A 22,468-nucleotide genomic window follows, 5' to 3' on the forward strand; every position below is an offset into this window, starting at 1 on the left:
AAGGTCACACATGCCGGCCAAGCAAGTGCTGCCCGGGCGGCGGCCGTCCGCCGCGAAGCCCGCGGCCTCGGCGAAGGGCGCCAAGCCCGGCAGGACGGTCAAGGCGCAGGGACGCCCGCGTCCTGCGGGGAGGCTGAAGCGGCCCGCCGGACGCGGGCCGCTGGAGCGGCTGCGGCGTACGCAGCGGCAGTTGCGCAAGGCCTGGGACCGCCCCCTCACCGCCTATTACCTGATTTTCGGCAGCTCGCTGCTCATCACCGTGCTCGGCCTGGTGATGGTCTACTCGGCCTCCATGATCAAGGCCCTCCAGCTGGGCCTGGGGGACGCGTACTTCTTCAAGAAGCAGTTCCTCGCCGCCCTGATCGGCACCGCGCTGCTGCTGGTCGCCTCGCGCATGCCGGTCAAACTGCACCGGGCGCTGTCGTACCCCGTGCTCGCGGGAACCCTGTTCCTCATGGTCCTGGTCCAGGTCCCCGGGATAGGGGTGGCGATCAACGGCAACCAGAATTGGATCTCCCTTGGCGGTCCGTTCATGCTGCAGCCCAGTGAGTTCGGCAAGCTGGCACTGATCCTGTGGGGCGCCGACCTGCTCGCGCGCAAGGGCGACAAGGAGCTGCTGAGCCAGTGGAAGCACCTGCTGGTGCCGCTGGTCCCGGTCGCCTTCCTGCTGCTCGGGCTGATCATGCTGGGCGGGGACATGGGCACCGCGATGATCCTCGGGGCCATCCTGTTCGGCCTGCTGTGGCTGGCGGGGGCCCCGACCCGGATGTTCGTGGCGGTGCTGGCGTTCGCGGGTGTGATCGTCGCACTGCTGATCAAGACCAGTCCGCACCGGATGGACCGGCTCGCCTGCATCGGCGCGACGGATCCCGGCCGGAACGACCTGTGCTGGCAGGCCGTGCACGGGATCTATGCCCTCGCATCCGGCGGATGGTTCGGTTCCGGTTTGGGTGCCAGTGTGGAAAAATGGGGGCAACTGCCCGAAGCCCATACCGACTTCATCTTCGCCATCACCGGGGAGGAACTGGGTCTGGCGGGGACGCTGTCGGTACTCGCCCTGTTCGCGGCTCTAGGCTATGCGGGTATCCGCGTGGCCGGACGCACGGAGGACTCCTTCGTACGGTATGCCGCGGGAGGCGTGACCACCTGGATCACGGCCCAGGCCGTGATCAACATCGGTGCGGTGCTCGGTCTGCTGCCGATCGCCGGAGTCCCGCTCCCGTTGTTCTCGTACGGGGGGTCCGCGCTGCTGCCGACGATGTTCGCGGTCGGACTGCTCATCGCGTTCGCGCGGGAGGAGCCGGCTGCGCGCGCGGCGCTCGCGATGCGCCAGCCGAGGACCGGCTGGAAGCGGACCGGGCAGAGATGGAAGTCGATGAGACGGATCGTCAAGAGGCGTCCGTCCGGAGAGCGGTGAATTTCGGTGCATGTCGTACTCGCCGGTGGGGGGACCGCCGGCCACATCGAGCCGGCGCTCGCCCTCGCGGACGCCCTGCGCAGGCAGGACCCTTCCGTGGGCATCACCGCCCTCGGCACGGAGCGCGGGCTTGAAACCCGCCTCGTGCCCGAGCGCGGCTATGAGCTGGGGCTGATCCCCGCCGTCCCGCTGCCCCGCAAGCCCACCCCCGAGCTGATCACCGTCCCCGGACGGCTGCGCGGCACGATCAAGGCCGCCGAGGAGATCCTGGAGCGCACCAAGGCCGACTGCGTCGTCGGCTTCGGCGGCTACGTGGCCCTGCCCGGCTACCTGGCCGCCAAGCGGCTCGGGGTGCCGATCATCGTCCACGAGGCCAACGCCAGGCCGGGACTGGCCAACAAGATCGGCTCCCGTTACGCGCACGCCGTCGCGGTCTCCACCCCCGACAGCAAGCTGCGCGGCGCCCGCTACGTGGGCATCCCGCTGCGCCGCAGCATCTCCACCCTGGACCGGGCCGCGGCCCGCCCGGAAGCGCGCGCCGCGTTCGGCCTGGACCCCAACCTGCCGACGCTGCTGGTCTCCGGCGGCTCGCAGGGCGCCCGCCGCCTCAACGAGACCATCCAGCAGGTCGCTCCGACCCTCCAGCGCTCAGGGATCCAGATCCTGCACGCGGTCGGTCCGAAGAACGAACTGCCGCGTGTCGACAACATGCCCGGGATGCCGCCGTATGTGCCGGTACCGTACGTGGACCGGATGGATCTCGCGTACGCCGCCGCCGACATGATGCTGTGCCGGGCGGGCGCGATGACCGTCGCCGAACTCTCCGCCGTCGGGCTGCCGGCCGCGTACGTCCCGCTGCCGATCGGCAACGGCGAACAGCGGCTCAACGCCCAGCCGGTGGTCAAGGCCGGCGGCGGCCTGCTCGTCGACGACGCGGAGCTGACGCCCGACTGGGTGCTCAGCCAGGTCCTGCCGGTGCTCGCCGACCCGCACCGGCTGTACGAGATGTCCCGCGCCGCCGCCGAGTTCGGTCGCCGCGACGCCGACGACCTGCTCGTCGCGATGGTGTACGAGGCGATCGCCGCACACAGGAACCGCTAACGCAGGAGGCACAGGAGTGGCCGGAGCGACGACCGCACAGCGCGGCAACCCCGGGTCCGCCCGCAAGGGCAAGGGCTCCGGCTCTCCCAAGCCGCCGAAACCGCCCAAGTCGTCCAAGGGATCCGGCCCGCAGGGCCCCGGTGTCCAGCGCCTCGTCCGGCGTCTGCGGCACCGGGGCCCCGTGCTGCTCTGCCTCCTCGCCGCCGTCCTCCTCGCGGGGGGCGGCAGCTGGGTGCTCTACGGCTCCTCCTGGCTCCGGGTCGAGAAGGTGACCACGAGCGGAACCCGGGTCCTGACGCCCGAGCAGGTGCTGGCGGCCGCGGCCGTACCGGTCGGGGCGCCGCTGGTGTCCGTGGACACGGACGAGATCGCGGGCCGGGTCCGCAGCCGGCTGCCCCGTGTCGATTCGGTCGATGTGGTGCGGGCGTGGCCCCACGGAATCGGGCTGAAAGTGACGGAGCGCAAACCCGTCCTGCTCATCAAAAAGGACGCCAAGTTCGTGGAAGTGGACGCATCGGGTGTGCGATTCGACACGGTTCCGAAAGCACCGGCGGGCGTTCCGGTCCTCGAATTGTCCGCGGCGCAGTCGCCGAGCGGCCGCCGCTTCGACGAGGAGCGGCTGCTGCGCGAGGCCGTGGGCGTCGCCGGAGACCTCCCGGAGCCGGTCGCCAAGGAGACCGTGCAGGTCAGGATGGGGTCGTACGACTCGGTCGTACTGGAGTTGAGCCGGGGCCGCACCGTGGTGTGGGGGAGCGGCGAGCAGGGCGAGGCCAAGGGCCGCGCGCTGACCGCGCTGCTGAAGGCGGCGCCCAAGGCTGACCACTTTGACGTGAGCGTCCCCACCGCCCCTGCGGTGTCCGGGAGTTGACGTCGGGTCGAACAGCGACGCACCCTGGTTGGCCACCGATACGGGTGATCACATAGGGTGAAAAGAAAAACGGGAGGTTCGGCGTGTTCGTTGAACACGCGCTACTTGTCGACTTAGTGTCCTGTTCGGAAGAGTCCAGGGAACAGACACATACTTAACCCTAAACTTCAGGGTTAGGGTTCGGGTCGGCGCGTTCGGACCGTCCCACATTTCGGCATCAGTCGTCGCAACGCAGGCCCGCGAGGCGGCGACACGTAACTCGAGGCGAGAGGCCTTCGACGTGGCAGCACCGCAGAACTACCTCGCAGTCATCAAGGTCATCGGTGTCGGCGGCGGTGGTGTCAATGCCATCAACCGAATGATCGAGGTCGGTCTCAAGGGCGTCGAGTTCATCGCCATCAACACGGACGCGCAGGCGCTGTTGATGAGCGACGCCGACGTCAAGCTCGACGTCGGCCGGGAACTCACCCGCGGCCTCGGCGCCGGCGCCAACCCGGCAGTCGGTCGCAAGGCGGCAGAGGACCACCGCGAGGAGATCGAGGAGGTCCTCAAGGGGGCCGACATGGTCTTCGTCACCGCCGGTGAGGGCGGCGGCACCGGCACCGGCGGCGCACCCGTCGTCGCCAACATCGCGCGCTCGCTCGGCGCCCTGACGATCGGTGTGGTCACCCGGCCGTTCACCTTCGAGGGCAGGCGCCGCGCGAACCAGGCGGAGGACGGCATCGCCGAGCTCCGCGAAGAGGTCGACACCCTCATCGTCATCCCCAACGACCGGCTGCTGTCCATCTCGGACCGCCAGGTCTCGGTCCTGGACGCCTTCAAGTCGGCCGACCAGGTCCTGCTCTCGGGTGTCCAGGGCATCACCGACCTCATCACCACCCCCGGTCTGATCAACCTCGACTTCGCGGACGTCAAGTCCGTCATGTCCGAGGCGGGCTCGGCCCTCATGGGCATCGGCTCCGCCCGCGGCGACGACCGCGCCGTGGCCGCGGCCGAGATGGCGATCTCCTCGCCGCTGCTGGAGGCCTCCATCGACGGGGCGAGGGGCGTGCTCCTCTCCATCTCCGGCGGCTCGGACCTCGGTCTCTTCGAGATCAACGAGGCCGCGCAGCTGGTGAGCGAGGCCGCCCACCCCGAGGCGAACATCATCTTCGGCGCCGTCATCGACGACGCGCTCGGCGACGAGGTGCGGGTCACCGTCATCGCCGCCGGCTTCGACGGCGGACAGCCCCCGGCCCGCCGGGACAACGTCATCGGTGCCGCGTCCACCAAGCGCGAGGAGCCGGCCCCGGCGCCGGTCCGCGCGGCCGAGCCGGCGCGCCCGGCCTTCGGCGGACTGGGTACGGTCACCCCGCGCGAAGAGCCCCCGGCCCCGGTCGAGGCGGCTCCGGTCGAGACCCCGGCCCCCGCGCCGCAGGTCCCGACGGCCCGGCCGTACCAGGACAGCCCGGCCGAGGAACTGGACGTTCCGGACTTCTTGAAGTGACGCTGGGGCAGCACATCGAGAACGGCGCCCACTTCGCCTTCACCGACCGGTGGGGCGGGGTGAGCGCCGTTCCGTACGAGGAGCTCAATCTCGGCGGCGCGGTCGGGGACGACCCCACCGCCGTTCTCGCGAACCGGGCGGCCGCCGCGCGGGCCCTGGGCATCGAGCCGGACCGCGTGGTCTGGATGAACCAGGTCCACGGCAAGGACGTGGCGGTGGTCCCGGGACCCTGGGGCGCCGCCGCCGACATCCCGGCGGTGGACGCGGTGGTGACCGCCCGTCGGGGTCTCGCCCTCGCGGTGCTCACCGCGGACTGCACCCCGGTGCTGCTGGCCGACCCCGTCGCGGGGGTCGCGGGCGCGGCCCACGCGGGACGGCCCGGACTGGTCGCCGGAGTGGTGCCCGCCGCGGTGGAGGCCATGGTCTCCCTCGGGGCCGAACCGGGGCGGATCATCGCCCGGACCGGCCCCGCGATCTGCGGCCGCTGCTACGAGGTGCCCGCCGAGATGCGGGACGCGGTCGCCGAAGCCGTGCCGGCCGCCTACGGGGAGACGAGCTGGGGGACGCCGTCCGTCGACGTGGTCGCCGGGGTGCACGCCCAGCTCGCGGAGGCGGGGGTGGTGAACCTGCACCGTTCGCCGGTCTGCACACTGGAGTCGCGGGACCACTTCTCGTACCGCCGCGACCGGGTGACCGGGCGGCTTGCCGGATATGTCTGGTTGGACTAGGTAATGACGGATCGTAAGTCGGAACTCGCGGAGAACCTCGCGCGGGTGGAGGAGCGCATCGCGTCCGCCTGTGCGGCCGCGGGGCGTGGGCGGGACGAGGTGACGCTCATCGTCGTCACCAAGACCTACCCTGCGAGCGACGTACGACTGCTGGCGGACCTGGGGGTCCGTCATGTGGCGGAGAATCGCGACCAGGATGCGGCGCCCAAGGCCGCGGCCTGCGCGGATCTGCCGCTCAGCTGGCACTTCGTGGGCCAGTTGCAGACGAACAAAGTCCGTTCCGTTGCGGGATACGCACAGGTCGTGCAGTCGGTCGACCGGCCGAAGCTCGTCACGGCGCTCTCCGCGGCCGCTGAGGGGGCCGGGCGTGAACTCGGCTGCCTCGTGCAGATCGCCCTCGACGCCGAGTCGGGGGAGCGCGGCACCCGCGGCGGCGCCGCCGCGGAGCAGCTCGGTGAACTCGCGGACCTCGTGGCCGGGGCACCCGGACTGCGGCTCGACGGTCTGATGACCGTGGCTCCGCTGGCCGGGCCCTACGCGGGACGCGAACAGGCCGCTTTCGAGCGGCTGGTGGAATTGTCATCCCGCCTGCGCGCGGACCATCCGGCTGCCACGATGGTCTCCGCCGGGATGAGTGCAGACCTGGAACAGGCCGTTGCGGCCGGTGCGACACATGTACGCGTCGGCACTGCGGTACTCGGCGCGAGACCCCGGCTCGGGTAACGTCGCGAAGAAAGTCGGACCACAGCAGAAAATATGGTCATTCCCGCTGATGGGCGGACAGACCACGTGGATCGCGGGCAGTTGGTTACTTTGGTGATACGGCGACACACCTGCGACAGGGCGATCCACCACAGAGCGGAGGACTCAGAGAATGGCCGGCGCGATGCGCAAGATGGCGGTCTACCTCGGCCTCGTGGAGGACGACCGGTACGACAACCCGGGATACGACCCCGACGACGAGTTCGAGCCCGAGCCGGAACCGGAGCGGGATCGCCGGCGCCAGCAGCCCGTGCACCAACCGCCCGTAACGGATGAACCGGTACGAGTCACCCAGCCTCCGGCGCAACGGGAACCCATCCCATTGCCGGTGGAAAACGGACGTCCTGCGCGAATTGCCCCCGTGGCATCCATCACACCTGAACGCTCGAACCTGGAGAAGAACGCCCCCGTGATCATGCCCAAGGTCGTCTCCGAGCGGGAGCCGTACCGCATCACGACGCTGCACCCCCGGACCTACAACGAGGCCCGTACCATCGGGGAACACTTCCGTGAGGGCACTCCGGTGATCATGAACCTCACCGAGATGGACGACACGGATGCGAAGCGACTTGTCGACTTCGCCGCCGGCCTCGTCTTCGGCCTGCACGGCAGCATTGAACGCGTGACACAGAAGGTGTTCCTGCTGTCGCCTGCTAACGTCGATGTCACGGCGGAGGACAAGGCCCGCATCGCGGAGGGCGGGTTCTTCAACCAAAGCTAGACCGATCCGTCAGACACGGGGCCGGGGCCAGAGTGAGAGCAGGGGAGAGGGAAGCGCGGGATGGGCGTCGCACTGCAGGTGGTCTACATCGTGCTGATGTGCTTCCTTATCGTGCTGATCTTCCGACTGGTGATGGACTACGTCTTCCAGTTCGCACGTTCATGGACACCCGGCAAGGCGATGGTGGTCGTCCTTGAGGCCACCTACACTGTCACCGATCCACCGCTCAAGCTTCTCCGGCGTTTCATTCCGCCGTTGCGTCTCGGGGGCGTGGCACTCGACCTGTCCTTCTTCGTTCTGATGATCATCGTTTACATACTCATCAGTTTCGTGAGCACCGCTGCGAGAAGCGTGTGAACGATGAGCTTCCCCGCGGGCGTGGGGACAGTCCCGATACGGTCTTGCCGACTGCCGACGACTACGTAGAGGTGAAGAAGACATGCCGCTGACTCCCGAGGACGTGCGGAACAAGCAGTTCACGACCGTCCGCCTCCGAGAAGGCTATGACGAGGACGAGGTCGATGCCTTCCTCGACGAGGTCGAATCCGAGCTGACGCGCCTGCTGCGCGAGAACGAGGACCTGCGCGCGAAGCTGGCCGCCGCCACGCGTGCCGCCGCGCAGAACCAGCAGCAGCAGGGCATGCGCAAGCCGGAACCCCAGGACCAGCGCGGCCCCGGAGGCCCCGGTGCCCCCGTGCCCGCCGCCATATCCGGCCCGCCGGCGCAGCAGGGCCCCCCGCAGATGGGCCCGCCCCAGCTCCCGGGCGGCCAGCCGCAGCTTCCGGCCGGCCCCGGCGGACTCGGACCGCAGGGTCCGGGCGGCCCGGGCCCGATGGGCGGCCCCATGCACACCATGGGCGGCCAGCAGCAGATGGGCCAGCAGTCCATGGGCGGCCAGAACCCGCTCGGCCAGCAGATGCAGCCCATGGGCCAGCAGATGCAGCAGATGGGTCAGCAGATGCAGCCCATGGGCCAGCAGATGCAGCCGATGCAGCAGCAGCCGCAGCTCCCGCAGCAGGGCCCCGGTGGCGACAGCGCCGCCCGCGTCCTGTCGCTGGCGCAGCAGACCGCCGACCAGGCGATCGCGGAGGCCCGCTCCGAGGCCAACAAGATCGTCGGCGAGGCGCGCAGCCGCGCCGAGGGCCTGGAGCGGGACGCCCGTGCCAAGGCCGACGCGCTGGAGCGGGACGCCCAGGAGAAGCACCGCGTCGCGATGGGCTCCCTGGAGTCCGCCCGCGCCACGCTGGAGCGCAAGGTCGAGGACCTGCGGGGCTTCGAGCGTGAGTACCGTACGCGCCTGAAGTCCTACCTGGAGTCGCAGCTGCGTCAGCTGGAGACCCAGGCGGACGACTCCCTGGCCCCGCCGCGCAACCCGGCCGGTCCGGCGCTGCCGCCGTCGCCGACCCCGTCGATGGCTCCGGCCGGAGCCATGGGCCACTCGATGAGCAACCCCTCCATGGGTGCCCCGTCGCCCATGGGCGGTCCCTCGCCGATGGGTGGCCCGTCCCCGATGGGCGGCCCCTCGTACGGTGGCCAGCAGCAGATGTCTCCCGCGATGACGCAGCCGATGGCTCCGGTGCGGCCTGCTGCACCGCAGCCGATGCAGCAGGCGCCGTCGCCGATGCGGGGCTTCCTGATCGACGAGGACGACAACTAAGCGGCTCGCCCCACGGGCGCCGTCAGCAGTCACGGGCCGGGCCCGGTTCCCCTTCGGGGGTGCCGGGCCCGGCCCGTTCGCGTGCCCGGCGCGGGGGCGCCGGGGGCGCGGGGTGCGCCGCGCGGAGCCTCTCCCCGCCCGGCCCCTTCCCCGTCTCCCGGGGGCCGGCCGCCGCGACCCCGGCCCGGGCGGGACCCGGTTCCGGGAAGGGGCGGGGCGGGGGAAACGAAACGGCCCGCGCCCCCGACCGGAAGGGAAGGGGCGCGGGCCGTTACGGCCGGGAGGCTACGCCTTGCGGAGGCGGAACGTCAGCGACAGGGACTCGTCCGCGAACGGCTCGCCGTAGGCGCCGTCGGCCTCGCCGGACGCGAAGTCCGTGGAGAGGACCTCGTCCGCGATCAGCGACGCGTGGTCCGTCAGGGCCGTCACGACCTCCGGGTCGGAGGAGGACCAGCGCAGGGCGATCCGGTCCGCCACGTCCAGGCCGGAGTTCTTCCGGGCCTCCTGGATCAGGCGGATCGCGTCACGCGCCAGCCCCGCCAGCCGCAGCTCCGGAGTGATCTCCAGGTCCAGGGCCACCGTCGCGCCGGAGTCGGACGCCACCGACCAGCCCTCGCGCGGGGTCTCCGTGATGATGACCTCCTCCGGGGAGAGGGAGATCTCCTCGCCGTTCAGCGAGATCGTCGCCGAGCCGGAGCGCAGGGCCAGGGAGAGCGCCGCCGCGTCGGCGGCGGCGACGGCCTTCGCCACGTCCTGGACGCCCTTGCCGAAGCGCTTGCCCAGCGCCCGGAAGTTCGCCTTCGCCGTCGTGTCCACCAGCGAGCCGCCGACCTCCGAGAGGGAGGCCAGGGAGGAGACGTTCAGCTCCTCCGTGATCTGGGCCTGGAGCTCGGGGGACAGCGCGTCGAAGCCCACCGCGCCGACCAGCGCCCGGGACAGCGGCTGGCGGGTCTTCACGCCCGACTCGGCACGCGTGGCCCGGCCCAGCTCCACCAGGCGGCGGACCAGGAGCATCTGCTGCGAGAGGGTCGTGTCGACCGCCGAGGTGTCGGCGGCCGGCCACGTGGACAGGTGGACCGACTCCGGCGCGTCCGGGGTGACGGGGACGATCATGTCCTGCCAGACCCGCTCCGTGATGAAGGGGGTCAGCGGCGCCATCAGGCGCGTCACCGTCTCCACGACCTCGTGCAGGGTGCGCAGCGCCGCTGCGTCGCCCTGCCAGAAGCGGCGCCGCGAGCGGCGGACGTACCAGTTGGAGAGGTCGTCCACGAAGGCCGACAGCAGCTTGCCGGCGCGCTGGGTGTCGTACGACTCCATCGCGTCCGTGACCTCGGTCACGAGGGCGTTCAGCTCGGACAGCAGCCAGCGGTCCAGGACCGTGCGGTCCGCCGGCGCCGGGTCGGCCGCCGACGGGGCCCAGTTCGACGTACGGGCGTACAGGGCCTGGAAGGCGACCGTGTTCCAGTACGTGAGGAGGGTCTTGCGGACGACTTCCTGGATGGTGCCGTGGCCGACCCGGCGGGCCGCCCACGGGGAGCCGCCGGCCGCCATGAACCAGCGCACCGCGTCCGCGCCGTGCTGGTCCATGAGCGGGATCGGCTGGAGGATGTTGCCCAGGTGCTTGGACATCTTGCGGCCGTCCTCGGCGAGGATGTGGCCCAGGCAGACCACGTTCTCGTACGAGGACTTGTCGAAGACGAGCGTGCCGACCGCCATCAGGGTGTAGAACCACCCGCGGGTCTGGTCGATGGCCTCCGAGATGAACTGCGCCGGGTAGCGCTTCTCGAAGATCTCCTTGTTCTTGTACGGGTAGCCCCACTGCGCGAACGGCATCGAGCCCGAGTCGTACCAGGCGTCGATGACCTCCGGCACGCGGACGGCGGTCAGGGAGCAGCCCTCGTGCGTGCACGTGAACGTGACGTCGTCGATGTACGGGCGGTGCGGGTCCAGGTTCGAGTGGTCCTGGCCGGAGAGCTCGGACAGCTCGGCGCGGGAGCCGACGCAGGTGAGGTGGTTCTCCTCGCAGCGCCAGATCGGCAGCGGGGTGCCCCAGTAGCGGTTGCGGGAGAGCGCCCAGTCGATGTTGTTGTTCAGCCAGTCGCCGAAGCGGCCCTGCTTGACCGATTCCGGGAACCAGTTCGTCTTCTCGTTCTCCCGCAGCATCGCGTCCTTGACGGCGGTGGTGCGGATGTACCAGGACGGCTGCGCGTAGTAGAGCAGGGCCGTGTGGCAGCGCCAGCAGTGCGGGTAGCTGTGCTCGTAGGCGATGTGCTTGAAGAGCAGGCCGCGCGCGTCCAGGTCGGCGGTCAGCTTCTCGTCGGCCTTCTTGAAGAAGACGCCGCCGACCAGCGGGACCTCCTCCTCGAAGGTTCCGTCGGGGCGGACGGGGTTCACGACCGGCAGGCCGTACGCGCGGCAGACCGCGAGGTCGTCGGCGCCGAAGGCGGGGGACTGGTGGACCAGACCGGTGCCGTCCTCGGTCGTGACGTAGTCGGCGTTCACGACGTAGTGGGCGGGCTCGGGGAACTCGACGAGGGAGAACGGACGCTCGTACGTCCAGCGCTCCATCTCCTTGCCGGTGAACGTCTGGCCGGTGGCCTCCCAGCCCTCGCCGAGGGACTTCTCCAGCAGCGGCTGGGCGACGACGAGCTTCTCGTCGCCGTTCGTGGCGACCACGTACGTGACCTCGGGGTGGGCCGCGACCGCCGTGTTGGACACCAGGGTCCAGGGGGTCGTCGTCCACACCAGCAGGGCCGCCTCGCCGGCGAGCGGGCCGGAGGTCAGCGGGAAGCGGACGTAGACCGACGGGTCGACGACCGTCTCGTAGCCCTGCGCCAGCTCGTGGTCCGACAGGCCGGTGCCGCAGCGCGGGCACCAGGGGGCGACGCGGTGGTCCTGGGTCAGCAGGCCCTTGTTGAAGATCTCCTTCAGCGACCACCACACGGACTCGACGTACTCGGGGTCCATGGTCCGGTACGCGTCGTCCAGGTCGACCCAGTAGCCCATCCGGGTCGTGAGCTCGGTGAACGCGTCGGTGTGGCGGGTCACGGACTCGCGGCACTTGGAGTTGAACTCGGCGATGCCGTACGCCTCGATGTCCTGCTTGCCGTTGAAGCCGAGCTCCTTCTCGACGGCGAGCTCGACCGGCAGGCCGTGGCAGTCCCAGCCGGCCTTGCGGGCGACGTGGTAGCCGCGCATCGTGCGGAACCGGGGGAAGACGTCCTTGAAGACGCGGGCCTCGATGTGGTGCGCGCCGGGCATGCCGTTCGCGGTGGGCGGGCCCTCGTAGAAGACCCACTCGGGGCGTCCCTCGGACTGCTCCAGGGTCTTGGCGAAGGTCTTGCTCTCGCGCCAGAAGTCGAGGACGGCGTGCTCAAGGGCAGGCAGGTCGACCTGGGCGGGTACCGGGCGGTACTGCGGCGGTGTGGTCATGAGGCTGAACTCTTCCTCCGGCGGGGTGTCGCTTCCGTCCGGAGGGACGAGAGCCGACTGCTGCTCCCGCGGTACCACCCTCCTTGGCCTCCGGACGGATCCGGTGGCCCCCTCATTGGGGTGCGAAGCCGGTTCTACTCGCCGCGCGGGATCCGGTGGGATCCGTACGGCTTTCTTCCGGCGGCTCAGGGGTGATCCTTCGCATCGCGCTCGCCCCCGGGCTCTCACCGTCCCCGGGTCGCTCATGGCTGCGTCCGACGCTACTCGTCCCCGTCCATGCCTTTCGCTGGGCCCAGTGTACGGGGCGGGGGCCCGCTCGGCAGACCGGTTTACGGGGGGTCGGGGCGGGGGGTGCGACGGGCCCGGGCCGGCCGCCGGGCGGGTGTGCGGCGTGACCCGAACGGGCCGATGTGCCGGTCCGGATTCCGGTGTGACGGGAGTGGCGGATTACCGGGCTTCCCGCTGGGCACAACGGATGCAGGTTGGCATCGACGGACGCGTGCCCCGTTGCCGCGAGGCCGGAGTCGATTTATCGTTCCGGCACGATTCGCGCGCAAGATCACAGTATGTGAAGGGGCCGCGGCCATGGTGGCTAAGAAGACCGCCGGGAGAACTGCCGAGAAGGCTGTCGGAAAGGCTGTCGGAAAGGCCACGGCCGGCAAGAAGACCACGGCCGGTAAGAAGGCGGCCGAGAAGCCGTCGGCCAAGGCGGCGGCCGGGAAGGCAGCCGGGACGGCCGGCGGGGCGGCGGCCACGGCGCCCGCCAAGACGGCTGGCAAGACGGCCGACAAGACTGCCACCAAGACGGCAGGCAAGGCGCCCGCCAAGACGGCAGGCGCGACGGCCGTTAAGACGGCAGGCAAGGCGCCCGCCAGGACGGCCGGGAAGGCGACTGCCGGGAAGGCCCCGGCCGGGAAGGCGCCCGCCAAGACGGCCGGGAAGGTGCCCGCCAAGGAGGCGGCGGCCGGGAAGGCCACGGCCGGGAAGAGCCCGGCCGTGAACAGGACGGCCGTCGACAGGACGGCCGTCAAGAAGGCGACCGGCGTCGGGAAGACGACCGCGAGGAAGGCCACGGCCAAGGCGGCCGGGGCCGAGGGGGCGGCGCACGCCGCGCAACAGACGGGAGCCCGGAAAGTGGTTGCCAAGAAGAGCACCGGCACGGCCAGGAAGACGGCTGCGGCCGCCACCAGCGGCCTGCCGAAGGCCAGGGTCACGGCAGGCCTGGCGCCGGGCGAGCTGGCCGTACGGCCGGGTGAGGACCCCTGGACCCCGGAAGAGGTGACCGAGGCGCGCGAGGAGCTGCAGAGCGAGGTCCTGCGGCTGCGCAACGAGCTCCAGGCCTCCGACGAGGCCATCTCGGGCCTGATGCGCGACTCCGGGGACGGCGCGGGCGACGACCAGGCCGACACCGGCACCAAGAACATCACCCGCGAGTCCGAGCTGGCCCTCGCCGCGAACGCCCGCGAGATGCTCGAACAGTCCGAGCGGGCCCTGGAGCGACTGGAGGCCGGCACGTACGGGCTCTGCGAGAACTGCGGCCGGCCCATCGGGAAGGCCAGGATGCAGGCCTTCCCGCGCGCGACGCTGTGTGTGGACTGCAAGCAGAAGCAGGAGCGGCGGCACTGAGCCGGCCCGGGGTCCGGTGATGCGGTACGGGCCGGGCGGCGCCCCGGACGGACCCTGACGTACTCTCGTGTCTCGTCAGGGTCCAGGAACCTGGCACGGCTGTGTCGTCGGCAACCTGGTTCGAGCCAGCAGAGGGACTCACGTGGCAGAGGCGGAGAGCATCATCGGTACGCCGGAGATCGGGGAAGGCGCCCAGCCGGAGTCCGTCGAGCCCAAGGGGCGTCGGCGGATCGTCGCACTGCTCGTGGTCGCGCTTCTCGCCTACCTGCTGGACTTCGGCAGCAAGATGCTGGTCGTGGCGAAGCTGGAGCACCAGCCGCCGATCCGGATCATCGGCGACCTGCTGAAGTTCGAGGCGATCCGCAACCCGGGCGCCGCCTTCGGCTTCGGCGAGGCCTTCACCATCATCTTCACGTGCATCGCGGCCACCGTGATCATCGTGATCGTGCGGCTGGCACGGAAGCTCTACAGCCTGCCGTGGGCGATCGCCCTGGGCCTGCTGCTGGGCGGCGCGCTGGGCAACCTCACCGACCGCATCTTCCGTTCGCCGGGGGTGTTCCGGGGGGCCGTCGTCGACTTCATCGCCCCTGCCCACTTCGCCGTCTTCAATCTGGCGGACTCGGCGATCGTGTGCGGCGGCATCCTGATCGTGCTGCTCTCGTTCAAGGGTCTGGACCCGGACGGCACGGTCCACAAGGACTGATCGCGGGGCCGTGGCCCACTGATCGCGGAACCGCCGCGCCGTCGAGTCCTGCATACTCGACGGGTGAGTACGATTCCCGAGATCCGCACCCTGCCCGTTCCCGAAGGCCTCGAAGGCGAGCGCGTCGACGCCGCCATCGCCCGTATGTTCGGTTTTTCCCGGACGAAGGCGGCCGAGCTCGCCGCGGCGGGGAAGGTGTCGGTCGACGGCAGCGTCGCCGGGAAGTCCGAGCGCGTGCACGGCGGTGCCTGGCTCGAAGTCGAGATGCCCGCGCCGCCGCGGCCGGTCGAGGTCGTCGCCGAGCCCGTCCCCGGCATGGAGATCGTTCATGACGACGACGACATCGTCGTCATCATGAAGCCGGTGGGCGTCGCCGCCCACCCGAGCCCCGGCTGGACCGGCACCACCGTCATCGGCGGTCTCGCCGCCGCCGGCTACCGCATCTCCACCTCCGGCGCGTCCGAGCGCCAGGGCATCGTGCACCGCCTCGACGTCGGCACCTCCGGCCTGATGGCCGTCGCCAAGTCCGAGCGCGCGTACACCTCACTGAAGAACCAGTTCCGTGAGCGGGTCGTGGACAAGCGGTACCACGCCCTGGTCCAGGGGCACCCGGACCCGATGAGCGGCACCATCGACGCGCCCATCGGCCGCCACCCCAGCGCGGATTACAAGTGGGCCGTCACCCAGGACGGCAAGCCGTCCGTCACCCACTACGACCTGATCGAGGCCTTCCGCGCGGCCTCGCTGCTCGACATCAAGCTGGAGACCGGGCGCACGCACCAGATCCGCGTCCACATGTCCGCGCACCGGCACCCGTGCGTCGGCGACCTCACCTACGGCGCCGACCCGACCGTCGCCAAGCGGCTGGGCCTGACCCGCCAGTGGCTGCACGCCGTGCGCCTCGGCTTCGAGCACCCGTCGGACGGCCAGTGGGTGGAGTTCGAGAGCACCTACCCGGCGGACCTCCAGCACGCGCTGGACGTGATCCGGGCCGAGAGCGAGTGACGGCCTTCACGGTCAGGGGCGCCGCCTCCGAGGCGGACCTCCGGGCTTGTTTCGCGGTACGGAGCGAGGTGTTCGTCGTCGAACAGTCCGTGCCCGAGTCGATCGAGTACGACGCGTACGACGCGGACGCCGTGCACGTGCTCGCCGAGGGGCCCGGCGGGGAACCGCTCGGCACCGGCCGGCTGCTCCACGGGCCGGCCGCGCTGGCCAAGACGGGCGACCTGACGGTCGGCTCCCTCGGTCGGCTCGCCGTCGCCAAGTCCGCGCGCGGCCTGGGCGTGGGAGTGGCCCTGGTCCGCGCGATCGAGGCGGAGGCCGCCCGGCTGGGCCTCGCTGCGGTCGACCTGGGCGCGCAGACGCACGCGCTCGGCTTCTACGAGCGGCTCGGGTACACGGCCTACGGGCCGGAGTTCGAGGACGCGGGCATCCCGCACCGGTCGATGCGGCGCACGCTCCCGTAGCCGGGGCTGACCGGGTCCCCGCGGGGCCGGTCCCCATGCCGCCCTTCTCCCCTTCACCGGGGCCCGGACCCGGCCCCCGGTGAAGGCCGGCGGACGGCGCCGGCCCCGTACGGGCCCGCCGGCGCCCGGGGTGCCGACACGCGGCTGCAGCCCCCCACCGCACGGCTCGGCGACAGCGGCCTGGCAGGGTGGGGGAGTGGATCAGCTTGCTCTGCTGTTCGTGCTGCTGCTCGGAGCCGTGGTCACCGTGCCGCTCGGGGACCGGCTCGGGCTGCCCGCGCCCGTCCTGATGACCATCGGCGGGGCCGCACTGGCACTCGTGCCGGCCGTGCCGAACGTCGACATCCCGCCCGAGTACATCCTGCCGCTCCTGCTGCCCCCACTGCTCTACGCCTCGGCGCAGCGCACGTCGTGGCGGCAGTTCGCCGCCAATGTCCGGCCCATCCTCCTGCTCGCCGTGGCTCTCGTGTTCGTCACGACCGCCGCCGTCGCCGCCGTCGCGTACGCCGTCGTCCCCGCACTGCCGCTCGCCGCCGCGGTCGCGCTCGGCGCGCTCGTGGCCCCGCCCGACCCCGTCGCCGCGACCGCCGTCGCCGGATCGCTCGGGCTGCCGCGCCGCATGGTGTCGATCCTGGAGGGCGAGGGCCTGTTCAACGACGTCACCGCGATCGTGCTCTATCACGTGGCCATCGCCGCCGCGGTCAGCGGCAGCTTCTCCTGGCCCGTCGCGCTGGGGGAGTTCGTGCTCTCCGCCGTGGTCGCCGTCGGCGTCGGCCTGCTGCTGGGGTGGGCCACCAACGCCCTCATGGGACGGCTCGACGACGCCACGCTCCAGATCGGGCTGACGCTGCTCGTGCCGTTCGTGTCGTACGTCGTGGCCGAGGAGCTCAGGGGGTCGGGCGTGCTGGCCGTGCTGACGACGGCGCTGTTCCTCGCGGAGTACGCGAGCGACGCGGACGACGTGCTGGGGCGGCTCGCCGGGCACACCTTCTGGGAGGTCGTGGACATGCTCGTCACGGGCGTGGCGTTCGGTCTGATCGGGCTGGAGCTGCACAACGTCTTCGGCGTCGCGAAGGGCCGCGTGGCGGAGATGGCGGGGTGGGCGGCCGCCGTGATCGCGGTGGTGGTCCTCGTACGGCTGGCGTGGCTGCTGCCGGCCGGGTGGCTGGCCAAACGGCTGCACACGCGACGCGACTACGCCGAGGAGATCCCGCTGAGCTGGCGGGAGAGCGTGGTGATGTGGTGGGCCGGGATGCGGGGGGTGGCCTCGGTGGCGCTGGCGCTGGCCATTCCGCTGCGGGTGGAGGACGGTGCGCCGTTTCCGGCGCGGGACCAGATCATCTTCATCGCGTTCGCCGTGATCATGGTGACGTTGGTGTGCCAGGGACTGACGCTGCCGTGGCTGGTGGGGAAGCTGGGGGTGGAGGCGGACGAGGACGCCGAGCGGGAGACCGAGCGGCGGCTGGCGATCCGCGCGGCGAAGGCCGCGAAGCGGAGGCTGAAGGAGATCGAGGAGGCGGAGGACCTCCCGGCCGACCTCGTGGAGGTGCTGTACCGGCGGGCGTACGACGTGGGGGCGAGGATCAGCCCCGACATGGTCGACGAGGAGCGGCGGGAGGCCTACGCGAAGCGGGTGGAGCGGATCCGGGACGTCCAGCGGATCCAGCGGGAGATGATGTCGGCCGCGCGGCACGAGGTGCTGGCCGCACGCAGTGAGCCGGGCGCCGACCCGGAGATCGTGGACCGCGTCCTGCGCCACCTGGACGTCCGCAGCCTCCGCAGCAGCTGACCCGGCCCCCGCCCGGCCCCGGCCCGTGCCCAGGTGTGGCGCCGCCCGCGGGGGCCGGCCCCGGACCCCGCGCCTCGGACGCCGACGGGACCGGATGCGGCCCGGCCGCACCGGTACGTGCGGGAGGGCGTCTCCGGCCCCGCCGGCGATCGAGGACGCCGGGCGGGAGCCGGGGAACGGTGGGAGCCCGGGCCCGGGTGGGGGCGTGCCCCGTGCAGCGGCCCCGGGCAGCCGGGACCGGCCCTCGGGCCCCGCGGTGGCCCGGCCCCGCGCCCGTACCGGGGCCCTGCGTGGCGGGTGGGGGCCCGGCCCCGCGCCCGGCCCCGGGCCCCGCGCTGCGGGTGGTCGGTCGGTCAGACCTCGTAGTGGGACGGGGCGAAGAGGGGGAGGTTCCGGGCGATCCATGCCGAGGTGTGGGACAGGCCCTGTTCCAGGGAGACCTGCGGGGTCCACCCCGCCCAGTCCCGGGCGCGGGAGTTGTCCGACAGCAGGCGCTGGACCTCGCTCCCCGCAGGGCGCAGGCGGGTCTCGTCCACGACCACCGACGCCTCCCGGCCGGAGGCCTTGATCAGGGCCCGGGCCAGGTCCCCGATCGAGATCTCCTGGCCCGTACCGAGGTTGACCACCTCGCCCAGGGCCCGGTCGCACTCCGCCACCGCGAGGAACCCCTCCGCCGTGTCCGTCACGTACGTGAAGTCCCGGGTGGGGGCGAGGGAGCCCAGCCGGATCTCCCGCGATCCCGCGTGCAGCTGCGCCAGGATCGTCGGGATCACGGCCCGCGCCGACTGGCGGGGCCCGTACGTGTTGAACGGCCGCACCACCGTCACCGGCAGTTCGAACGCGTGGTGGAACGACAGCGCCATCATGTCCGCGCCGATCTTCGACGCCGAGTACGGGGACTGCGGCTGGAGCGGGTGCGTCTCGGCGATCGGGGCGGTCAGGGCCGTCCCGTAGACCTCGCTGGTGGAGGTGTGCACCAGGCGGCGCACCCCGTGGCGACGGCAGGCCTCCGCCATGTTCTGCGTACCGGTCACGTTCGTCTGGACGTACGCGCCCGGCGAGGCGTAGCTGTACGGGATGCCGATCAGCGCCGCCAGGTGGAACACGGTGTCGCAGCCCTCCACCGCGTCGCTGACCCGGCCCGCGTCGCGGATGTCGCCCGCCCACATCTCGACCGGGCCGTCGGGGTCCGCGAGGTACCGCGCCAGGTGGCCCCTCTGTGCGTACGGCTTGTAGTGGACGAAGGCGCGGACCCGCGCGCCCCGCTCCACGAGCAGGTCGACCAGGGTGGACCCGATGAACCCCTCGGCTCCGGTGACCAGGACGGTGCGGTCGCTCCAGCGGTTCATGCGTGCTCCAGGGTGGGGAGGGGGAGGCCGGCGACGCGCAGGACGTGCGCCGCCAGCAGTTCGGCGGCCCGCGCGTGCGGGCCGGGGTCGGCGGCGCCGGCCATCGCGGCCAGCCGGACCGGGTCGGCCAGCAGTGGGCCGAGCAGGTCCGCCAGCCGGCCGGCCGTGGTCGCGGCGTCCGGCAGCAGCAGGCCGGCGCCGGCGTCCGACAGGACCCGGGCGTTGTGGGTCTGGTGGTCGCCGGGGGCGTGCGGGTAGGGGACGAGGACGGCGGGGACGCCGGTCGCCGCCAGCTCCGCGACCGTCGCGGACCCGGCCCGGCACACCACCAGGTCGGCGGCCGCGTACACGAGGTCCATCCGGTCCAGGTACGGCACGGCCCGGGCGATCCGCTGCCCGCCGCAGGCCGCGAGATCGGCGGCGGTGTCCGCCAGGGCCCGCGGACCGGTCTTGATCAGCAGCTGTACGTCGTCGCGCCCCTGCCAGAGCCCGGCCAGCCCGACGGCGGCCGCGGTGAGGCGGGCGGCGCTCAGGCTGCCGCCGTTGAAGACGACCAGCCGGCGTCCGTCGGGCACGTACAGTTCCCGCCGGGCCCGCGCGCGCAGGGCCGCGCGCTCCGGCCGCGGCAGGGCCGCCAGCCCGGCCAGGGCCGCGGAGATCGGCATGCCGGTGGTCAGGGCGTGCGCCCCGCCCGCCAGATGGGCCCGGCTGCGGTCGAAGGCCACCGCGACGTGCGGAGTGAGGCGGGCCGCGAACTGGTTGGCGCGGCCCGGTACCGCGTTCGACTCGTGGATGACGGCCGGCAGTCCGGCCATCCGGCCCCCGAGCACGGCCGGTGCGCTCGGGTAGCCGCCCATGCCCACGACGGCGTGCGCCCCCTGGGCCCGGATCACGGCCCGGGCCTGCCCGGCCGAACGCAGCAGCGCGGCGGGGAGCAGATAGCGCCGCGCGCCGAGCGAGGGGTCGAACGGGATCATGTCGACGGTGTGCAGGCGGTACCCGGCCGCCGGGATCAGCTCGGTCTCCAGGCCCCGCTCGGTCCCGATGAACGAGACCACGGCATCCGGAACGGCCGCGCGCAGCGCCTCGGCGAGGGCGAGCCCGGGGTAGATGTGGCCGCCGGTGCCGCCCGCGCCGATCACTACGGACAGGGGCCGGTGAGAGGTGCTTCGTGTGGTCATGGGCGCAGCCTCCCGGTGCGCCCTAAGAACGTTCTAAGAGGTTCTCTCAGAACTGTTTGGCAGTCTTTGCCCCATGAGCAGCCCCATGCACAGCCCCATGAGCAGTACGCGTGCGCAGCGGATCCTGGTCGTGGACGACGAGCCCGAGGTGCGGGCCGCCGTCCAGGACGGTCTGGCCGTCGAGGGGTACGAGGTACGGGGTGCCTGCGACGGGCTGGCCGCACTGTCGGAGGTGGCCGGCTGGCAGCCCGACGCCGTGGTGCTCGACGTGATGATGCCCGTGCTGGACGGCCTCGGGGTCTGCCGGCGGCTGCGCGCGCTGGGCGACCGTACGCCCGTACTCGTCCTGACCGCACGGGACTCGGTGAGCGAGCGGGTCGACGGCCTGGAGGCGGGCGCCGACGACTACCTGGTCAAACCGTTCGCCCTGGACGAGCTGGTGGCCCGGGTCCGGGCCCTGCTGCGCCGGGCCGCGCCCGACCCGGCCGGCCCGGAGCTCCTCGGCTTCGCCGACCTCGCCCTGGACCCGGCGACCCGGACCGGGCGGCGCGGCGGCCGGCCGCTGGAGTTCAGCCGGACCGAGGCGGCGCTGCTGGAGCTGCTGCTGCGCCATCCCGGGCAGGTGCTGCCCCGGGAGCTGATCCTGGAGCTGGTGTGGGGGCGGGACTTCGGACCGGACTCCAACTCGCTCGCCGTGTACGTCGGCTATCTGAGGCGGAAGCTGGAGGCCGGCGGCGAGCCGCGGCTGGTGCACACCGTCCATGGGGTCGGCTACCGGCTGGGCGCGGCATGAGCGGCGCCGGGCGGCGCCGGCTCGGGGCGCCCTGGCGCAGGCGCCGGCCACTGCGGACCCGGCTGGCGCTGGCGGCCACGGCGGCGGTCGCGCTGGTCGCGGTCGGGGTGTGCACGGCCGCCTTCTTCGTCGTGCGCAGCGCCCTGTACGAGCAGCTGAACCTGAGCCTCACCCAGTCCGCGCGGCTCGCGGCCCGGCGCAACCCGGACTCCGGGCCGGACACCCTGGCCGGGGAGTGCCGGTTCCTGGCGGCGCCCGCCTGTGCGGAGGTGGTGCCGGCCGACCCGGCGAACGACCCGGCGACGCCGTACCTGCTGCCCGTGGACGCCGCGACGCGGGCGGTGGCCGCCGGGAGGCACGCGCCGTTCTACACGGACATCGTGCACGCGGGGCACCCGGCGCGGATGCTCACCACCGACTACGCGAAGGGCCGGGCGCTCCAGGTGGCCCTGCGGGCCGACACGGTCGAGGACGGGATCGAGGAGGCGGCCCGCTGGCTGGCCCTGATCGGCGCGGCGGGGGTGCTGGTGGCGGCCGGGCTCGGGTACTGGGTCTCGCGGACCGGCCTGGCCCCGGTGACCCGGCTCACGGCGACCGCCGAGCGGATCGCGGCGACGCGGGATCCCCGGCACCGGATCGAACTCCCGCCTCCCGGCCGGGAGGACGAGATCACGCGGCTGGCGGGGAGCTTCAACACCATGCTGGGCGAGCTGGAGCAGTCGGTGACGGCGCAGCGGCGGCTGGTCGCGGACGCCTCGCACGAGCTGCGGACCCCGCTGACGGCCCTGCGGACGAACGCGGAGCTGCTGGCGCGCGGTGAGCGGCTGACGGCGGAGCAGCGCGAGCGGGCCTCGCTCGCGCTGGGCCGCCAGCTGCGGGAGGTGACGGGGCTGGTCAACGACCTGATCGAGCTGGCCCGGGACGAGGAGCCGCAGCCGCTGGTCGAGCAGGTCCGGCTGGCTCCGCTGGTGGAGCACTGCGCGCAGGCGGCGCGGGCGCACTGGCCGTCCGTACCGGTGCACGTCCGGGTCCGCGGTGAGGATGCGGTGGTGCCGGGGGTGCCGGCCCGGCTGACCCGGCTGCTGTCGAACCTGCTGGACAACGCCGCGAAGTTCAGCCCGGCGGGGGCACCGGTGGAGGTGGAGCTGGTGTCGCCGGGCGGCGGCGCACGGGCCGTGCTGACGGTGCGGGACCACGGCCCCGGCATCGCGTCCGAGGACCTCCCGTACGTCTTCGACCGCTTCTACCGGGCGGGGACGGCGCGGGCGCTGCCGGGCTCGGGGCTGGGCCTCGCGATGGCCCGCCAGATCGCCCGGGCGCACTCCGCGGAGCTGGTGGCGGAACCGGCCCCGGGCGGCGGAGCCCTGTTCCGGCTGACGTTCTGAGCCG

19 protein-coding genes are annotated in these 22,468 nt (G+C 72.2%); 16 read left to right on the plus strand and 3 right to left on the minus strand.

Annotated features, from left to right (window positions below):
* The first annotated feature begins 10 nt into the window (after nt 1–10).
* The 9 genes from ftsW (at nt 11) to ACIPK4_RS10945 (ending at nt 8,740) form a co-directional block, all read left to right on the plus strand.
* The gene (gene ftsW / locus ACIPK4_RS10905; protein WP_402311078.1) at nt 11–1,417 is read left to right on the plus strand and encodes a putative lipid II flippase FtsW; all 1,407 of its coding nucleotides are present in this window, start codon (nt 11–13) and stop codon (nt 1,415–1,417) included.
* Between the two features lie 6 nt (nt 1,418–1,423).
* Complete coding sequence (gene murG, locus ACIPK4_RS10910) at nt 1,424–2,518, plus strand: undecaprenyldiphospho-muramoylpentapeptide beta-N-acetylglucosaminyltransferase (RefSeq protein ID WP_054224530.1); 1,095 nt, start codon at nt 1,424–1,426, stop codon at nt 2,516–2,518.
* A 16-nt stretch (nt 2,519–2,534) separates the two neighbouring features.
* On the plus strand, nt 2,535–3,386 hold the full coding sequence (locus ACIPK4_RS10915) for a cell division protein FtsQ/DivIB (protein WP_402311080.1): 852 nt from the start codon (nt 2,535–2,537) through the stop codon (nt 3,384–3,386).
* Nucleotides 3,387–3,666: 280 nt separating this feature from the next.
* Nucleotides 3,667–4,872, plus strand: coding sequence for a cell division protein FtsZ (ftsZ, locus tag ACIPK4_RS10920; protein ID WP_054224528.1), 1,206 nt, complete (start codon nt 3,667–3,669; stop codon nt 4,870–4,872).
* Entirely contained in the window at nt 4,869–5,600 is a 732-nt protein-coding gene (pgeF, locus tag ACIPK4_RS10925) for a peptidoglycan editing factor PgeF (protein ID WP_054224527.1), read from the plus strand. The genes ftsZ and pgeF overlap by 4 nt, the downstream gene beginning before the upstream one ends.
* Nucleotides 5,601–5,603: 3 nt before the next feature.
* A complete protein-coding gene (locus ACIPK4_RS10930; RefSeq protein ID WP_376200804.1) occupies nt 5,604–6,323 on the plus strand; it encodes a YggS family pyridoxal phosphate-dependent enzyme in 720 nt (239 codons plus the stop codon).
* 151 nt (nt 6,324–6,474) lie between these two features.
* A complete protein-coding gene (locus ACIPK4_RS10935; RefSeq protein ID WP_054224525.1) occupies nt 6,475–7,083 on the plus strand; it encodes a cell division protein SepF in 609 nt (202 codons plus the stop codon).
* Nucleotides 7,084–7,143: 60 nt separating this feature from the next.
* The gene (locus ACIPK4_RS10940; RefSeq protein ID WP_053689581.1) at nt 7,144–7,440 is read left to right on the plus strand and encodes a YggT family protein; all 297 of its coding nucleotides are present in this window, start codon (nt 7,144–7,146) and stop codon (nt 7,438–7,440) included.
* Between the two features lie 82 nt (nt 7,441–7,522).
* Nucleotides 7,523–8,740: a DivIVA domain-containing protein gene (locus ACIPK4_RS10945; RefSeq protein ID WP_054224524.1), complete on the plus strand. Its 1,218-nt coding sequence runs from the start codon at nt 7,523–7,525 to the stop codon at nt 8,738–8,740.
* A gap of 285 nt (nt 8,741–9,025) precedes the next feature.
* On the opposite strand, the gene ileS is transcribed toward ACIPK4_RS10945, so the two are convergent.
* On the minus strand, nt 9,026–12,172 hold the full coding sequence (ileS, locus tag ACIPK4_RS10950) for an isoleucine--tRNA ligase (protein ID WP_402311085.1): 3,147 nt from the start codon (nt 12,170–12,172) through the stop codon (nt 9,026–9,028).
* 585 nt (nt 12,173–12,757) lie between these two features.
* On the opposite strand from ileS, the gene ACIPK4_RS10955 reads away from it, so the two are divergent.
* From ACIPK4_RS10955 to ACIPK4_RS10975, 5 genes are all read left to right on the plus strand, one after another.
* Nucleotides 12,758–13,798 (plus strand): TraR/DksA C4-type zinc finger protein, encoded by a 1,041-nt coding sequence (locus ACIPK4_RS10955; protein ID WP_402311088.1) that lies wholly within the window; start codon nt 12,758–12,760, stop codon nt 13,796–13,798.
* A 142-nt stretch (nt 13,799–13,940) separates the two neighbouring features.
* Nucleotides 13,941–14,501 (plus strand): signal peptidase II, encoded by a 561-nt coding sequence (gene lspA, locus ACIPK4_RS10960; protein WP_054224523.1) that lies wholly within the window; start codon nt 13,941–13,943, stop codon nt 14,499–14,501.
* Between the two features lie 63 nt (nt 14,502–14,564).
* Entirely contained in the window at nt 14,565–15,506 is a 942-nt protein-coding gene (locus tag ACIPK4_RS10965; protein ID WP_402311091.1) for an RluA family pseudouridine synthase, read from the plus strand.
* On the plus strand, nt 15,503–15,967 hold the full coding sequence (locus tag ACIPK4_RS10970; RefSeq protein WP_402311093.1) for a GNAT family N-acetyltransferase: 465 nt from the start codon (nt 15,503–15,505) through the stop codon (nt 15,965–15,967). The genes ACIPK4_RS10965 and ACIPK4_RS10970 overlap by 4 nt, the downstream gene beginning before the upstream one ends.
* Nucleotides 15,968–16,163: 196 nt before the next feature.
* Nucleotides 16,164–17,756: a Na+/H+ antiporter gene (locus tag ACIPK4_RS10975; RefSeq protein WP_402311098.1), complete on the plus strand. Its 1,593-nt coding sequence runs from the start codon at nt 16,164–16,166 to the stop codon at nt 17,754–17,756.
* A gap of 353 nt (nt 17,757–18,109) precedes the next feature.
* Here the strand turns inward: ACIPK4_RS10975 and ACIPK4_RS10980 are convergent, their stop codons facing one another.
* Together ACIPK4_RS10980 and ACIPK4_RS10985 are read right to left on the minus strand one after the other, a co-directional pair.
* Complete coding sequence (locus tag ACIPK4_RS10980) at nt 18,110–19,105, minus strand: SDR family NAD(P)-dependent oxidoreductase (protein WP_402311099.1); 996 nt, start codon at nt 19,103–19,105, stop codon at nt 18,110–18,112.
* Nucleotides 19,102–20,286, minus strand: coding sequence for a UDP-N-acetylglucosamine--N-acetylmuramyl-(pentapeptide) pyrophosphoryl-undecaprenol N-acetylglucosamine transferase (locus ACIPK4_RS10985; RefSeq protein ID WP_402311102.1), 1,185 nt, complete (start codon nt 20,284–20,286; stop codon nt 19,102–19,104). Before ACIPK4_RS10985 ends, ACIPK4_RS10980 begins: the two co-directional genes overlap by 4 nt.
* 97 nt (nt 20,287–20,383) lie before the next feature.
* Between ACIPK4_RS10985 and ACIPK4_RS10990 the strand changes: the two genes are divergently transcribed.
* Nucleotides 20,384–21,079: a response regulator transcription factor gene (locus ACIPK4_RS10990; RefSeq protein ID WP_402311104.1), complete on the plus strand. Its 696-nt coding sequence runs from the start codon at nt 20,384–20,386 to the stop codon at nt 21,077–21,079.
* Nucleotides 21,076–22,464, plus strand: coding sequence for a sensor histidine kinase (locus ACIPK4_RS10995; RefSeq protein WP_402311106.1), 1,389 nt, complete (start codon nt 21,076–21,078; stop codon nt 22,462–22,464). The genes ACIPK4_RS10990 and ACIPK4_RS10995 overlap by 4 nt, the downstream gene beginning before the upstream one ends.
* The last annotated feature ends 4 nt before the right edge of the window (nt 22,465–22,468 follow it).

It is taken from the genome of Streptomyces sp. NPDC086989 (genome assembly GCF_044745505.1).
GTDB lineage: Bacteria > Actinomycetota > Actinomycetes > Streptomycetales > Streptomycetaceae > Streptomyces.